The following is a 14,784-nucleotide window of genomic DNA, read 5'->3' on the forward strand; positions in this document are numbered from 1 at the left end:
AAGCAGAAACCCGCCTATTTCCGCTGATCGAACCTACGGCCGATCATGGCAGCGGCGATATTGGTCTTTTGCACATCGATCGCGCCGCCCGCGATGCCCCATGCATAGGCATCGCGCAGGCGCTGCTCCATGCCATAATCCTTGTGATAGCCATATCCGCCCATCACTTGCATGCCGAGTGCGGTCACTTCGCGGACAATCTCATTGGCGTAACATTTGGCGACCGAGCTTTCGTAAACGCTCGGCAAGCCATCGTCATTGCTGGCGGAATTGACCGCTGCTCGGTGGATCAAAAGGCGAGCAGCTTCGACTTTCATCGCCATTTCAGCGAGCTTCAACTGTACTGCCTGAAAATCGACAATGGGTTTGCCGAACGCCTCCCGCTCCTGAGTGTAAGCCAGAGCCTGTTCGAGAGCCGCAGCCGCCACGGCGAGGCTTTGCGTTGCATTACCGCAGCGCTCCAACCCGAATGCACTCATCAACTTTCCGAAACCGCCCGCGCCAATGATCACGTTTTCGCCTGGGACTTTCACATTATCGATGGCGTAATCGGCGGTGGGAATACCGCGAAAACCCATCAGCTCCTCGCGCTTGCCAAACTCCATTCCGGCCATGTCTTTTTTAAGCAGGATCGCGCCTATACCTTTTGCGCCTGCATCATCGTTGAAGCGGCAATAGGTGACATAATAGTCCGAATGTCCGCCCCCGCTGGTCCAGCGTTTGTAGCCGTTGACCAGATAACCGTTTCCGTCCGCCACGGCTTTGGTCTTTAGGTCTGTCAGCGCGGTGCCTGCATCCGGTTCTGACATCGAAACCGCGACGATCTTTTCGCCTTTGATCACTTCGGGGAGGATCTTCGCCTTCATATCATCAGAACCAAAGCGTTCGATGGTCCGTACCGGTCCTGTCAGAGCCTCGAAAACCGGAAATGCGACCGCGTTGGAGATTTGCGCAAATTCTTCGAGCACCAAGAGCGCCTCGATATGACCAAGGCCCAACCCGCCATATTGCTCTGGCAGATTGACGCCGAGAAAGCCCATTTCACCAAAAGTGCGCAGCATGTCGTGCGGCACTGGGTAGTCCTTGTCCTCCATGTCACGTGCCAATTCAGGCAATTCCGCCCGCGCAAATTTACGAGCGGTCTCTTGCAGCTCGCGCTGCTCGTCGGTCAGTTGGAAATGCATATTGGGCACTCGTCTTGATGTCAGGTTCGCAGCACGCGTAGCGCATTTGCCGGTCAGGTGTGAATGGGAAAGCTATCGACGTGGGTGCAGCATTCTGGCTACACGCTGCCTCATGACAGTTTCAGTTGATCTTTCGGGGCGAAACGCTCTCATCACGGGCGCGTCTTCGGGGCTTGGCTCGCGATTTGGCCGCATCCTTGCCGCCAACGGCGCCAATGTCGCATTGGGAGCACGGCGCAAAGACAGGTTGGAGGCGCTGGCCAAAGAGATTGGTCCGAATGCGGCGGCGATTGCCATGGATGTCGGGAGCGAAGATGACATCATAGCCGGGTACGAAGCAGCCGAGCAGGCCTTTGGCACCGTCAACACCGTAATTGCCAATGCCGGCATTGATGGTGCGGGCATGGCGACCGAGACCAGCGAGGAAGAGATCGGACGGACGCTTTCGATCAATCTGAAGGGCGCAATCCTGACTGCGCGCGAGGGTGCGAAGCGGATGATCAGTGCGGGAGTTAAGGATGGCCGGATCGTTATGATCGCATCGATCACGGCGTTCGAACCTTCACCGGGATTGGTTGCTTATTCTGCGAGTAAAGCAGGCGTGGTGCAGGCCGCGCGCAGCATGGCAAAGGAATGGGCCCGTGCCGGCATATGCGTAAATACAATTTCGCCAGGTTACATTCGCACAGCCATCAACGACGCATGGTTTGAGACCGAGCAAGGCCAAAAGCAGATCCGGCGCTTTCCAAAAAGACGGCTTATGGGCGAACAGGGATTAGACGGCCCGCTGCTCTTTCTGTGTTCTGATGCATCGGAGTTCGTAACTGGAGCCGATTTCGTGCTCGATGACGGGCAATCATTGTGAGGTTGGGCAGCGCTTCATCCACGATTGATCTGATAGAAGACGACGCCAAGACCTGAGAATTCGCCAGTCACGAGACGCTCACCCAATCAATGGCTATGGACACCGATATGCCGAAGCTGATTGTATTCAACAAACCCTTTGGGGTGCTGTCGCAATTCACCGATCGCGGGACGGAAACGGCTCGCTCGACTTTGTCGGATTTCATTCAGTTGAAAGGGGTCTATCCGGCTGGGCGTCTGGATCGGGACAGCGAGGGATTGCTGCTGTTGTGCGACGATGGCCGCCTGCAAGCGCGCATTTCTGATCCGCGTTTCAAAATGGCGAAAACCTACTTCGTGCAGGTCGAAGGTGACCCGCAAGAAAAGGACCTCGATCAGCTCAGAAAGGGTGTGCGCCTAAAAGATGGCATGACCAGACCGGCAGAGGTCGAACTTATTGCCACTCCCGATTTGTGGCCTCGCGATCCGCCTATTCGTGAACGCAAAACCGTTCCGGACAGTTGGCTAAGAATAACAATCCGCGAAGGGCGGAACCGGCAAGTGCGCAGAATGACCGCGGCTGTTGGTTATCCCACTCTAAGGTTGGTCCGATGGTCTATCGGCGACTGGACAGTTGAGGGTCTCGCCCCCGGTCGATGGCAAGAGGCAACGCCTTAGATATTACAGCTCGAACGCTATGCTTCCTTGGTTGAACAGGTCTCTAATCATCTCCAACAGAGGCAGTGACCCGTCGGAATCGACGCTGAGCCGAACTTCCGCACAAATCCGCTCTGCGAATACCGCTTCCTCGCCGTTGCAGGAAAAGCACTGGCCATCGACGAACAACAGAATTGATGAAGGCGTTTCGCGAATGAAGGAAAAACGGCTGGCGGGATTGCGCATCAACGCCGCGCCTTCGGCCAAGTTCTGCCTGATATCATCAACGTCCACAGGGGTTTCAGGTCGCCAGTCGATATCCGGGTTTTTCGGGCTTGAGTTGTATCGCCCGAACCATTGCGCGAAATTGTTTCGCTCGAGGATAGTATCCGTGATCATGCTGTGCAGTTGAGCGATGGCCTCTACACCGATTTCACCGGGGTTGGCCTGCTGCGCCAAACCGGGATCGGTGTAGCGGTCCTGATCCGGCAAACTGTCCGCTAAGTCGTCCGCCCAATTCTCAATCAACTCGGCGCGCGAGGGGGCACGGAAACCAATTGAATATGTCATGCAATCATCGCCGACCGCTGTGCCGCGATGCGCGAACCGAGGCGGAACGTAAAGAATATCGCCTTCTTCAAGAACCCATTCGTCGGTGGGTTGAAAGTCAGCAAGAAGAAGCAAATTCGAATGCGGAAGAAGTTTGGAATATTCGTCGCATAAACCGCCCAGTTCCCAGCAGCGCCTACCCAGGCCTTGCACCAGAAACACATCGTAATGATCGAAATGCGCACCCACCCCGCCGCCGTCGACAGCGTAGCTGACCATCACATCATCGACGCGCCAGTTCGGCACAAACCGAAAAGAATCGAGGAGAGATGCCGCTGACGGAACATGATGATCGACTGCCTGGACAAGCAAGGTCCACGGGTCTTTGCCTTGCCGTTCAAAACGGTCCTCTGCCAAGGGACCATTTTCCAATTCCCAATCGGTGCTGGATTGCGTGATGAGCCGCGATTCAACATGCGGGTCACAGGCCAAGCCTGCCAGTTCGTCCGGATCGACCGGGTTTGACCATGAAGTCCAAGGCGATCTGATTAAAAGCGGCTTCTTTTGCCAGTACTCACGTAGAAATTTCTCAGTATCGAAATTTCGTAGATGCATTGATCTCTCAGTCACTTGCGGCTTTTGCGCGCAGCATAGCGGGCGTCGCGGGCGGCCTTCAGCTCTGCCTCCGATCGCTTGGGCGGGTTGGCTTTTGCACGTTCTTGCTTCGCCGCCTCACGCTTCTCCTGCGCCAACCGTTGCTTTTCCTGCCTTGCCTCACGAGCAGCGATGCGCTTCTCTTCCGCTTTGGCTTCACGCTCGACCCTTCGGGCAGCTCTCGCGGCCAGCTCGGCCTCGTCAGGCTTAGGCGCGGCCTTCAGCTTGGCTAGAGCCTTATTCTTTGCCTGAGCAGCCGCTGCTACTCTGTCTTGGTGGCTTGGCTCTTTGTAACCCTTCATCAACTTCACTCCATCTCGCGCGCGGATAAAAGGACAGCGCTATTGTTTTGCGATTAAGGAGCGGGAATTTTCAACGTGTCGCGGTTCCTCAATCGGTTGCCCCTATGGTCGCGTACAGGGCGACTGGCTAGTCGATTCAAGAAGTGGCGAAGCCTCGATGTCTGCATTTGGGGCAGGATGGAAGCCTCACACACCCCTCCCAATTCATCAAAAGCCTTGACTGCGAGCCTGTAATTGCATATTTTGTGAATTATGCAATTACAGGCAATGGAACAGACGGCAAATCATGTAAGTGCGCTTTTGAAGCTGCTTTCGCACCGAGATCGTTTGATGGTGCTGTGCCATTTGACGCAGGGTGAAATGTCTGCCGGAGCCATTGCTCAGGCTATTGGCAAAAAGCCGCCTGCAATGTCTCAGCAGCTTTCTGTTTTGCGGCGAGAGGGCATCATTGAAGCCAGGCGCGAAGGCCAGTCGATTTTCTACCGGATCGCAGATCAAGATGCCGTTGCGATCATGGGATTTTTGTATGAGCGCTTCTGCGTAGAGGATGCCGGTCAAGACGTAGAGCTGATTGGAATTAGCAAAGGAGAGCTCGCGTGACAGTCCCTGTCGTAACCTCGTTTTTTGATGAGCTCACCAACAATACCAGCCACGTCGTAGCCGATCCTGAGACTGGACAATGCGCCATTATCGACCCCCTGCTCGATTATGATCACGCCGCTGGCAGAACCTCGCACAAGTCCGCCGATGCGATTATCAAACATGTCAAAGAGGCTGGTCTGACTGTCGCATGGATCATCGATACGCATATCCACGCCGATCACTTATCTGCGGCGCAATATCTCAAAGCCAAGCTTGGCGGCAGGTTGGGCATTGGAGAGGGCATCTCTGAAATTCAAAGCGTGTTTGGCAAGCTCTTCAACGTAGACGCGCAATTTCGATTTGATGGCAGTCAGTTCGATCACCTCTTTAGCGATGGAGAGCGATACAAGGTCGGCAATATCGAAGCGCAAGCAATCCATACACCTGGCCACACACCCGCCTGTATGACTCATGTCATTGGTGATGCGGCCTTTGTCGGCGATACTCTTTTCATGCCAGATTATGGCACCGCTCGCTGCGATTTTCCCGGCGGCGATGCAAGCGCGCTGTACCATTCAATCCAGCGGATATTCGAACTGCCAGAAGACACGCGGATCTTCCTAAATCACGACTATCTTCCGTCGGGCAGAAGCGAATATTGCTGGCAGACCAGCGTGGGCGAGCAGAAGCGGATGAACGTCCACATCCGCGATGGCATTTCCGAGGCGGAGTTCGTCGCCATGCGAAATGGGCGCGACAAAACCCTGTCTGCTCCCAAGCTTATGATACCTTCGGTTCAGGTGAACATGCGTGCAGGTGCGCTTCCTCCGGCAGAGAGCAATGGCATGCGCTACCTCAAAATACCCGTTGACGTTCTATGAGCATCCCTGGGTTTCCTCACGCAATGCCTGTCGAAGGCTTTTTGGGCGGCATTCTTATCGGAGCCGCTGCGGCGCTGATGTTGCTTGGTTCTGGCCGGATCGCGGGCATAAGCGGTATCGCGGCAAGGGCCTTAACGCTGAATAAGTCGAGCCTGCCGATACCGGCTGCGTGGCTATTCTTGGCTGGACTGGTGTTTGCCGCTTTTCTGATCGACGCATATGTGGTGCCAGTCCAATCTTCTTTCCCACCATCAACCGCATTGCTGGTGGCCGGAGGATTGTTAGTCGGAGTCGGTACGCAGCTGGGTAGCGGATGCACAAGCGGGCATGGCGTGTGCGGCATGTCACGTCTTTCGCCCCGCTCATTGATTGCGACCGCAACCTTTATCACGAGCGGCATGGCAACGGTCGCGATTACCAATGCACTGGGATGGGGGTGGTGATGCGCGAGGGAATAGTAGCGCTGCTTTCCGGCTCGTTGTTTGGCGCAGGCCTTGCGGTTTCAGGCATGATGGACCCCAAGCGGGTCAGAGGCTTCCTTGATGTGCTGGGCGACTGGGACCCTACGCTGGCGTTTGTCATGGGCGGCGCTGTGTTGGTTATGACCTGCGCGTGGTTCATCCAGAAACGATTGATACAACCGGTTTTCGCAGACAGCTTCAATCTGCCAAGCACCCGGCTGATTGACCGGCGGTTGATTGGCGGTGCCGTTCTGTTTGGCGTTGGCTGGGGCCTTGCCGGGCTTTGTCCGGGCCCTGCCATTGGCGCATTTGTTGTTGAGCCTTTCTCAGCGTTCGTATTTGTTGGCGGCATGCTCGCAGGCATGGTGATCCACCGCGCCATAAGCGCGTGAGTGCTTGAGGTGGCAGAGCTAGACACCAAAACCGCGAGTTCAAAATCGGGCCTGCGCCGTTACTTGCCCATTCTGGAATGGGGGCGGACTTACAATCGCTCAATTTTGACTGACGATTTGATGGCTGCGGTGATTGTAACGATCATGCTGATCCCGCAAAGCCTCGCCTATGCCTTGCTAGCGGGCTTGCCGCCGGTCGTGGGCCTCTACGCGTCAATCCTGCCATTGCTCCTTTATGCGATCTTTGGAACCAGCCGCACACTGGCGGTTGGCCCAGTTGCGGTGATCTCACTCATGACAGCTTCGGCTGCCAGTGCAGTCGCGGATCAGGGGACGGCGGCCTATCTGGAGGCCGCAATCACGCTTGCTATGCTGTCAGGCATCATGCTGGCCATTTTAGGGCTGCTTCGCGCTGGGTTTCTTGCCAACCTGCTGTCCCACCCTGTTATCAGCGGCTTCATCACCGCGTCAGGCATCCTAATCGCAACAAGCCAGATTAAACATGTTCTGGGCGTCGATGCAGGCGGCGAAAACTGGTTAGCTATGTTGAGCTCCTTGGCGAACGCGATTGATCAGACAAATGTCTGGACATTGGCCGTTGGCGTTCCTGCGATGATGTTCCTATTCTGGGTGCGCAAAGGCGGCAAGCCTGCGTTGCAGTGGATAGGCTTTGGCGAGCGCGCAGCGGATTTGACTGCCAAGGCAGGACCAATCGTCGCCGTCGCCGCGTCAATCCTTGCGGCGGTCTTCTTCGATATGGGGAACAAGGGGGTCAGCCTGACAGGCGCGATTCCGCAGGGACTTCCTCCCTTCGCCATGCCAAGCACCGATGTTGCTCTGATCGAGAAGCTGTGGCTTCCCGCCTTGCTGATCTCAACCATCGGTTTCGTCGAGAGCGTTTCGGTCGCGCAAACTCTGGCTGCAAAGCGGCGCCAACGCATTGCACCTGATCAGGAATTGATCGGGCTGGGCGCTGCAAATGTCGCCAGTGCCTTTTCCGGAGGCTACCCTGTTACTGGCGGTTTTGCGCGTTCGGCTGTCAATTTCGATGCTGGCGCAAAAACGCCTGCGGCAGGAGCTTTCACCGCGGTCGGCATTGCGCTCGCCACGCTCTTCCTGACTCCTCTGCTTTTCAACCTTCCCATTGCCGCTCTTGCAGCAACCATCATCGTTGCTGTTTTGGCTTTGGTCGATTTAAAGACTCCGCTTCAGCTCTGGCGGTATTCCAAAACCGATTTCACGGCTCATGCTGCGACGATTATCCTCACGCTTACAGCTGGCGTCGAAATGGGGGTAATCGCCGGTGTCGTTGTCGGATTGGCGCTGCACCTTTGGCGGACGAGCCGGCCCCATATCGCGATCGTCGGGCGTGTGCCCGAAACAGAGCATTTCCGAAATGTGGATCGACACAAGGTCTTTACCGTGCCGCATGTCCTGTCCATCCGCATCGACGAGGCGCTGACTTATCTCAACGCACATTGGCTCGAAGAATATGTGCTCGAACAAGTTGCGGATCGACCGGCCCTGCGTCACGTGATTTTGATGTGCAGCGCGGTCAATGAAATTGACGCGTCTGGCCTCGAAGCCCTTGAGGCGATGAATCACAGGCTGGGCGATGCAGGGATTGGCCTCCACCTTTCAGAGGTAAAAGGGCCGGTGATGGACAGGCTCAAGCGCACCCAATTCATCGACGAGCTAAACGGAAAGGTGTTTTTGACGCAGGACCGCGCATTTGCCAAAGCCTTGCAGGATACAGGCGAGCCTGCTGATCCGGTTGATCACTATCTGGCACGCGGTTTGATCTAACAATGTGCGGTACGGCCCGAAGCTCAAAGCAATGCCCGCGCGGGCATACACTTTAGGTCCCGACAAGGGAGCTTTTCTGAGCTGAGTTGAAGAAATGGTGCCACGAGAGAGAATTGAACTCTCGGCCTCGTCATTACCAATGACGCGCTCTACCACTGAGCTACCGCGGCCCTCTTTCGAGTGGCGCGCCTATCGTTGGGGCAGCGCCTCTTGTCAAGCCATCCTTGAACCATCGCGCACTTAACGGCAATGGATTGCGCATGAGTGAAGAGCAAAGCAAGAATCTGTCGCGTGAAGAGCGACTTGCCGCAAAACTGCGTGAGAACCTGCGCCGCCGCAAGGCTCAGGGGCGTGAAATGCAAAGCGAATTGGGCGATAACAGGGTTCCCAAGGACGACGCTGAGGGCTAGTGCAACCCGCACATGTTTAGCGGCCTAAGCGCCCGCTCTCAGGAGATACAATGCCTAAGCTCATTCTTGTTCGCCACGGCCAGAGCCAGTGGAACCTGGAAAACCGCTTCACCGGCTGGTGGGATGTCGATCTGACCGACAAAGGTTTGACTGAGGCGAAGGCTGCCGGCGCTTTGATGAAAGACAAGGGCGTTCTCCCGACAACCTGCTTCACCTCACTCCAAACACGGGCAATCAGAACGCTAAATCTCGCGCTCGAAGAGGCGGGAAGGCTCTGGCTGCCGGTCACCAAAGACTGGCGCCTGAACGAGCGGCATTATGGCGGGCTAACGGGCCTCAACAAGCAGGAAACCCGCGACAAGCACGGCGACGAACAGGTCCATATCTGGCGCCGCAGCTTTGATGTGCCGCCCCCGCCAATGGAACCGGGCAGCGAATATGATCCCGGTGCCGATCCGCGCTACGATGGAATTGATGTTCCGTACACAGAGAGCCTCAAGCTCACGATCGAGCGGGTGCTGCCCTATTGGGAAAGCGATATCCTGCCGGTCCTGACGAGCGGCGAGACGGTGATCATTTCCGCCCACGGCAACAGTCTGCGCGCTCTGGTAAAGCACCTCTCCAATATCTCCGATGACAACATTACCGGTCTGGAAATTCCCACGGGCCAACCAATCGTCTACGACTTTGATGACAACATGATGCCGGGTGAACGGTATTATCTGAAAGACAGCTGAGGGGCGCCGCGAAGATGCCGAAAGATGGGGGCGTAAAAGTTGCGATCGTGATGGGCAGCCAGTCCGACTGGCCGACCATGAAGCTCGCCTGTGAAGTTCTGGCCGAACTCGAGGTTGAGCATGACGCACGGATCGTATCCGCGCACCGCACGCCGGACCGAATGAGCGCATTTGCGAAAGGCGCCGAAGGTGAAGGTTTCGATGTTATCATCGCAGGCGCCGGCGGCGCGGCGCATTTACCCGGAATGATTGCGGCAATGACGCATCTGCCGGTGCTTGGCGTGCCGGTTCAGTCAAAAGCGCTTTCGGGGTGGGACAGCCTGCTCTCAATTGCGCAAATGCCCGGCGGGGTTCCCGTCGGCACTTTGGCGATTGGGGAAGCGGGCGCCAAAAACGCCGGTCTTATGGCGGCATCCATTCTGGCTCTGTCAGATGAAGACCTATCCCAGCGATTGCAGGACTGGCGCGCAGCGCGAAGTGCGGACGTCGCAGAAAAGCCGGTTGATTGATGGCAAGCGCGCCTCTCCCTCCCGGCATGACCATTGGCATTCTTGGCGGCGGCCAGCTTGGCCGGATGATGGCAGTGGCCGCGATCCAGCTCGGCTACCGTGTGATCGGTTATGCCCCTGCGGGCGACAATGTTGCGGCTTCGGCATGCGATGATTTCTTTGAAAATGGCTGGGGCGAGAGAGACGCGCTAGCCGCCTTCGCATCGCGCTGTGATGTGGTGACTTGGGAATTTGAGAATGTCCCGCTGTCAGCGGTAGAAGCCATTCCGGAGGCCATGCTTGCGCCGCATCCAAAAGCACTTGGAATCGCGCAGGACAGGCTCAATGAGAAACGGTTCGTCGAGGAGCTCGGCGCAGTTTGTGCACCTTATGTGCGAGTTGAAAACGACCATGATTTTGCCCGCGCTGTCGAGAGAGTTGGCACGCCCGGTATCCTGAAGACCGCGCGGGATGGCTATGACGGCAAAGGCCAATGGCGCATCGGTTCGGCTCATGAGGTTGAAGGAATCCGCTTCCCCGGTCGCGCCTGCATCTATGAAGGCATGGTCGCTTTCGAAACCGAGTTTTCCGTTATCTTGGTGCGCGGCCGTGATGGAGACATCCGTTTTTGGGATTCGTCAGCCAACACGCATGATGGCGGTATGCTGGTCCATTCTGTTCTGCCCGCTGGCGCGCTGGTTGAAGCACAAGTCGAGCAAGCTCGCAAAATCGCCGCCCAAACAGCTGAGGCGCTACGCTATGTTGGCGTCCTAACTCTCGAATTTTTCGCGACCCAGTCCGGACCCATCTTCAACGAAATGGCCCCGCGCGTGCACAATTCGGGACATTGGACGGTTGAAGCTTCGGCAACGAGCCAGTTCGAGAATCACATTCGTGCCATTGCCGGCCTGCCGCTTGGCGGGACCGCCACGCGCTTTGCTAGTGTAGATATGCGCAACATCGTCGGCGAAGACGCTCTGGCTGCGCATGAAATATTGAACGAAGGGGGTGAACCGCACCTTCACCTCTACGGCAAACGCGATGCGCGTGACGGGCGCAAGATGGGCCATGTGACGCGGGTCAGCCACGAAGCCCCGTAAGCCCAATGTCAGAACCCGAAATCGTCTTGATCTATGCGCGCGCAGCCAATGGCGCGATTGGCTATGAAGGCCGCCTCCCGTGGCATCTGCCGGCCGATCTGAAGCGGTTCAAATCGCTGACCATGGGCAAGCCAATGGTGATGGGGCGCAAGACATTTGAAAGCCTGCCGGGCCTGCTGCCTGGCCGCCGCCACATCGTGCTCACGCGCAAAGAACGTTGGGATAGCGAAGGCGCAGAAGTTGTCGGATCGGTCGCTGAAGCAGCGGCTCTCGCTGCCAAAGAGAATTCGACCGGTGAAATCGCAGTGGTCGGTGGCGCAGCAATTTATGACGTGTTTCGGCCACTTGCCGACAGGATCGAAGTCACCGAAATCCACTCCGATTTCAAAGGCGACACCTTCATGAAACCGCTGGGCGCGGAATGGGAAGTGACCGCGCGGGAAGATCATGCTGCGGAAGGCGAGCGTCCCGCTTATTCGTTCGTCACCTACCACCGTTGCGGGGACGATCTGTGATGCGGAAATTTCTGATCGGAGTTTTCGCTCTAGTGGTCATCGCAGCCGCCGGATTCTTCATCTTTGCGCCTGGCATTGCCGACAGGAACATGAACCGCGTTGATGGCAAGGAATTGCCGTCGGTCAGCGATGCCGCGCTGGCGCTCCACAGCACCCTCACAATTGTCGATCTGCATTCGGACAGCTTGTTGTGGAAGCGCGACATGTTAGACAGGCACGACTATGGCCATATGGACCTGCCGCGCCTGCGAGACGGCAATGTCGCGCTGCAAGTGTTCTCCAGCGTCACCAAAACACCCAAAGATCAGAATTACGACAACAACAGCGCCGATGGTGACAACGTGACGATGTTGGTGTTCGGTCAATTGCAGCCGCCCCGCACTTGGACATCGCTTCTGGAACGTTCGCTTTACCATGCGCAAAAGCTGGATGAAGCCGTCGCACAGTCTGACAAAGGCTTGATGACGGTCGCTTCGGCCGATGATGTAGGCGGCTTGATGCTGGTTCGCGCACTTGGTCAAGAAACGACCGGCGCGCTTTTCAGCGCCGAGGGCTTGCACAATCTCGAAGGCGATCTCGACAATCTCGATGTGCTGTATGACGCCGGAATGCGCATGGCGGGCCTCACCCACTTCTTCGATAACAAGCTCGCCGGATCGATGCATGGCGAGGAAAAAGGCGGCCTAACCGATATGGGCCGCGAGGCGATCCGCCGGATGGAAGATATGGGTATGATCGTAGACATCGCTCATTGTAGCCAGACCTGTGTGACCGAAATCCTTGCCATGGCACGGCGGCCCGTCGTCTCCAGCCATGGAGGTGTGCAGGCCACTTGTGATGTGAACCGCAATCTGAACGATGAGCACATTCGCGGAGTGGCCGAAACCGGCGGCATTATAGGTATCGGATATTGGGAAGGCGCTGTGTGTGACACGTCACCTGCTGCGATTGCCAAAGCGATGAAGCATGTCCGGGATCTGGTCGGGATTGAGCATGTTGCGCTTGGCAGCGACTTTGACGGCACAGTGCTCGTACGCTTCGACACAAGCGGGTTGATCCACGTTACACAGGCATTGATCACGGCGGGTTTCAGCGAGGATGAAATCCGCGCGGTTATGGGCGGCAATGCGATCCGCGTGATTGGCGAAGGCTTGATGCCGCTCGCCGATGTTCCGCCGCCTGTTGAGCTAGAGGAAGCCGCCTGATGCGCTGGCTCGATCACCGCGACGACATTACTCAGGCGCTGCGAGGCGCAGTGATTGCGCTTGGCAATTTTGATGGCTTTCACAGCGGGCATCAGGCTGTTGCTGGCGAGGCGATCAAATGGGCCCATGACGAGGGTCGCCCTTCGATCATCGCGACATTCGATCCGCATCCTGTGCGCCATTTCAAACCCGATGTACCGCCGTTTCGCCTGACCACTTTGGAACAACGCCAAGAGCTCTATCTCGCCGCTGGTGCAACCGCGATGCTGGTGTTCCATTTCGACAATGAACTGGCGACCACCAGCGCAGAAGACTTCATCACAGAGATCCTGATCAAACGCTTTGGCGCATACGGCGTAGTAACGGGCGGCGATTTCACCTTTGGCCAAGGCGCCAAAGGGAACATCGACCTCCTCAAAGGTTTTGGCAGCGAGCACGGGTTGCAAAGCAGAGTCGTTGAAGCAATCGAAGGAAAGGGAGATATAGTCTCTTCTAGCCGTGTGCGCGCAGCCTTGCGCGATGGCGACCCACAGCTTGCCGCCGAGCTTCTCACCCGCCCCTTCGCCATTCGCGGTATTGTCGAACATGGCGACAAGAACGGGCGCAAGCTTGGCTATCCGACCGCAAATATCGCCATCGACACCTATTTGCGGCCCCAATACGGGGTCTATGCGGTGACCGGCAAAATCCTCAGCACAGGCGAGGAATTGAAAGGCGCAGCCAATATCGGCATCCGCCCGCAATTCGAACCACCCAAAGAATTGCTTGAACCCTATTTCTTCGATTTCTCCGGCGATCTGTATGGTCAGGAAATCGAGGTGGCGTTCCATCACTTCCTGCGCGGGGAGGCAAAGTTCGACAGCCTGGATGGGTTGATGGAACAGATGGAGCGCGACTGCACTGAGGCTAAACGGCTGCTTTCATGAAAAAATATATCAAATGGGTCGGCATGGCCTTTGCGCTCGCCATCCTTGTTCTTTCCGTCACAAATGCCAGTTGGCTAGCCCCCTATCCGGCGGGCGCGCCTAAGCAGATTGCGAACCGTGCGATGGCACCGCAAGTTCGCGAAGCGTGGGAGGAAAGCTGTCTCGCCACACGTATCGAGGCGCCTTATCACCGCCACATCGCTAACACGCGTGACAGTGTGCTGCGGGCCGACCGCATGGGCGCATGGCTCGTCGAAGTGGACGCGCAATTGACCGTCGATGGCGAAATTGTGCTGCTGACCGAAGACAATCTCGACTGTGCGACAAATGGCGCAGGGTCTATCAAAGACGCGACACTAGAAGAGATTGCGGCTCTAGATGCTGGATATGGCTATCAAATTCAGGATGAAACTGGAACGCAGCATCCGTTTCGCGGCAAAGGCCTGACCATCCCGACGCTGGGCGAGATCGCCAAAGCCATCCCGCGTCAGGCGCGATTGATGGTGCATTTGAACAGCGATGATCCGGCCTTGGCCGATGCGGTCGCCAAATCGTTCAAGGCGATTGACCGCGATCCGCAATCAAAGGGCGATGCCTTTTTTGGAAAGCCTGCGCCGATTGGCCGCATTCGCGAGCTTTATCCCGATGCTTGGGCATTTAATCTTGACGAAGCCCGCCAATGCACAGCCGATTATACCCTGACCGGCTGGACCGGGCTGTTGCCCTCCAGCTGTCAGGGCAGGACGATGCTCATCACGCTCGACGAGCAAGCTTTGCTTTGGGGTTGGCCCAACCGCTTGATTGCCCGCATGGAAGCGCATGAAGGAGAAATCCTGATCGAGGGACCACGCGATGCCGCGATAGGCGAAGTTGCAGGGATCAACCTGCCCGAACAGCTCACCGAAATCCCCAACTCCTTCAACGGATATGTCTGGACGGATGACGCGTTTACGACGCTGCCCGCCCTTATCCAGCGATACGACAATCGCAATCAGGAAGAGATCGACGCGAGCCAAGCGGCGCTTGAAAGACGCAGAAAGCAATAGGCAGCTTGCAATGAGGGTTTATTGCAAGCGCGGAATGTCCTAACGG

The 14,784-nt window shown here is 56.8% G+C and carries 18 protein-coding genes and 1 tRNA gene; 15 read left to right on the top strand and 4 right to left on the bottom strand.

Annotated features, from left to right (window positions below):
• Positions 1–14: 14 nt before the first annotated feature.
• Positions 15–1,184 carry an acyl-CoA dehydrogenase family protein gene (locus KCG46_RS02600; RefSeq protein ID WP_218403782.1) on the bottom strand — a complete coding sequence of 390 codons (1,170 nt, stop codon included), beginning with the start codon at positions 1,182–1,184 and terminating at the stop codon, positions 15–17.
• A 112-nt stretch (positions 1,185–1,296) separates the two neighbouring features.
• Between KCG46_RS02600 and KCG46_RS02605 the strand changes: the two genes are divergently transcribed.
• Together KCG46_RS02605 and KCG46_RS02610 are read left to right on the top strand one after the other, a co-directional pair.
• Complete coding sequence (locus tag KCG46_RS02605; protein WP_218403783.1) at positions 1,297–2,049, top strand: SDR family NAD(P)-dependent oxidoreductase; 753 nt, start codon at positions 1,297–1,299, stop codon at positions 2,047–2,049.
• A 107-nt stretch (positions 2,050–2,156) separates the two neighbouring features.
• Complete coding sequence (locus tag KCG46_RS02610; protein ID WP_218405256.1) at positions 2,157–2,705, top strand: pseudouridine synthase; 549 nt, start codon at positions 2,157–2,159, stop codon at positions 2,703–2,705.
• Positions 2,706–2,708: 3 nt separating this feature from the next.
• Here KCG46_RS02610 and KCG46_RS02615 read toward each other — a convergent pair whose 3' ends face one another.
• Complete coding sequence (locus KCG46_RS02615; protein ID WP_218403784.1) at positions 2,709–3,848, bottom strand: cupin domain-containing protein; 1,140 nt, start codon at positions 3,846–3,848, stop codon at positions 2,709–2,711.
• An 11-nt stretch (positions 3,849–3,859) separates the two neighbouring features.
• Positions 3,860–4,189, bottom strand: coding sequence for a DUF6481 family protein (locus KCG46_RS02620; RefSeq protein WP_218403785.1), 330 nt, complete (start codon positions 4,187–4,189; stop codon positions 3,860–3,862).
• A 267-nt stretch (positions 4,190–4,456) separates the two neighbouring features.
• Between KCG46_RS02620 and KCG46_RS02625 the strand changes: the two genes are divergently transcribed.
• From KCG46_RS02625 to KCG46_RS02645, 5 genes are read left to right on the top strand one after another with little or no spacing between them, the layout of a single operon-like run.
• On the top strand, positions 4,457–4,789 hold the full coding sequence (locus KCG46_RS02625; protein ID WP_218403786.1) for an ArsR/SmtB family transcription factor: 333 nt from the start codon (positions 4,457–4,459) through the stop codon (positions 4,787–4,789).
• Complete coding sequence (locus KCG46_RS02630; protein WP_218403787.1) at positions 4,786–5,652, top strand: MBL fold metallo-hydrolase; 867 nt, start codon at positions 4,786–4,788, stop codon at positions 5,650–5,652. The genes KCG46_RS02625 and KCG46_RS02630 overlap by 4 nt, the downstream gene beginning before the upstream one ends.
• Entirely contained in the window at positions 5,649–6,095 is a 447-nt protein-coding gene (locus KCG46_RS02635) for a YeeE/YedE family protein (protein ID WP_218403788.1), read from the top strand. The genes KCG46_RS02630 and KCG46_RS02635 overlap by 4 nt, the downstream gene beginning before the upstream one ends.
• Entirely contained in the window at positions 6,095–6,505 is a 411-nt protein-coding gene (locus tag KCG46_RS02640; protein WP_218403789.1) for a DUF6691 family protein, read from the top strand. Before KCG46_RS02635 ends, KCG46_RS02640 begins: the two co-directional genes overlap by 1 nt.
• Positions 6,506–8,311: a SulP family inorganic anion transporter gene (locus KCG46_RS02645; RefSeq protein WP_369410153.1), complete on the top strand. Its 1,806-nt coding sequence runs from the start codon at positions 6,506–6,508 to the stop codon at positions 8,309–8,311.
• A 95-nt stretch (positions 8,312–8,406) separates the two neighbouring features.
• Here KCG46_RS02645 and KCG46_RS02650 read toward each other — a convergent pair.
• Positions 8,407–8,481 (bottom strand) — tRNA-Thr (locus tag KCG46_RS02650).
• A gap of 90 nt (positions 8,482–8,571) precedes the next feature.
• Here KCG46_RS02650 and KCG46_RS02655 point away from each other — a divergent pair.
• The 8 genes from KCG46_RS02655 to KCG46_RS02690 are packed head-to-tail and all read left to right on the top strand — an operon-like array spanning position 8,572 to position 14,738.
• Entirely contained in the window at positions 8,572–8,721 is a 150-nt protein-coding gene (locus KCG46_RS02655) for a hypothetical protein (protein WP_218403790.1), read from the top strand.
• 50 nt (positions 8,722–8,771) lie between these two features.
• Positions 8,772–9,458 carry a 2,3-diphosphoglycerate-dependent phosphoglycerate mutase gene (gpmA, locus tag KCG46_RS02660; RefSeq protein WP_218403791.1) on the top strand — a complete coding sequence of 229 codons (687 nt, stop codon included), beginning with the start codon at positions 8,772–8,774 and terminating at the stop codon, positions 9,456–9,458.
• A gap of 14 nt (positions 9,459–9,472) precedes the next feature.
• Positions 9,473–9,967 carry a 5-(carboxyamino)imidazole ribonucleotide mutase gene (gene purE / locus KCG46_RS02665; protein WP_218403792.1) on the top strand — a complete coding sequence of 165 codons (495 nt, stop codon included), beginning with the start codon at positions 9,473–9,475 and terminating at the stop codon, positions 9,965–9,967.
• A complete protein-coding gene (locus tag KCG46_RS02670; protein ID WP_218403793.1) occupies positions 9,967–11,046 on the top strand; it encodes a 5-(carboxyamino)imidazole ribonucleotide synthase in 1,080 nt (359 codons plus the stop codon). Before purE ends, KCG46_RS02670 begins: the two co-directional genes overlap by 1 nt.
• Before the next feature lie 5 nt (positions 11,047–11,051).
• Entirely contained in the window at positions 11,052–11,561 is a 510-nt protein-coding gene (locus tag KCG46_RS02675; RefSeq protein WP_218403794.1) for a dihydrofolate reductase, read from the top strand.
• Entirely contained in the window at positions 11,561–12,766 is a 1,206-nt protein-coding gene (locus KCG46_RS02680; RefSeq protein WP_218405258.1) for a dipeptidase, read from the top strand. Before KCG46_RS02675 ends, KCG46_RS02680 begins: the two co-directional genes overlap by 1 nt.
• A complete protein-coding gene (locus KCG46_RS02685; protein WP_218403795.1) occupies positions 12,766–13,692 on the top strand; it encodes a bifunctional riboflavin kinase/FAD synthetase in 927 nt (308 codons plus the stop codon). The genes KCG46_RS02680 and KCG46_RS02685 overlap by 1 nt, the downstream gene beginning before the upstream one ends.
• Positions 13,689–14,738 carry a glycerophosphodiester phosphodiesterase family protein gene (locus tag KCG46_RS02690; protein ID WP_218403796.1) on the top strand — a complete coding sequence of 350 codons (1,050 nt, stop codon included), beginning with the start codon at positions 13,689–13,691 and terminating at the stop codon, positions 14,736–14,738. Before KCG46_RS02685 ends, KCG46_RS02690 begins: the two co-directional genes overlap by 4 nt.
• Positions 14,739–14,784: the final 46 nt, after the last annotated feature.

Origin of the sequence: Erythrobacter crassostreae, from assembly GCF_019204045.1 — a bacterium.
In the GTDB taxonomy this organism is placed as follows: domain Bacteria; phylum Pseudomonadota; class Alphaproteobacteria; order Sphingomonadales; family Sphingomonadaceae; genus Erythrobacter; species Erythrobacter crassostreae.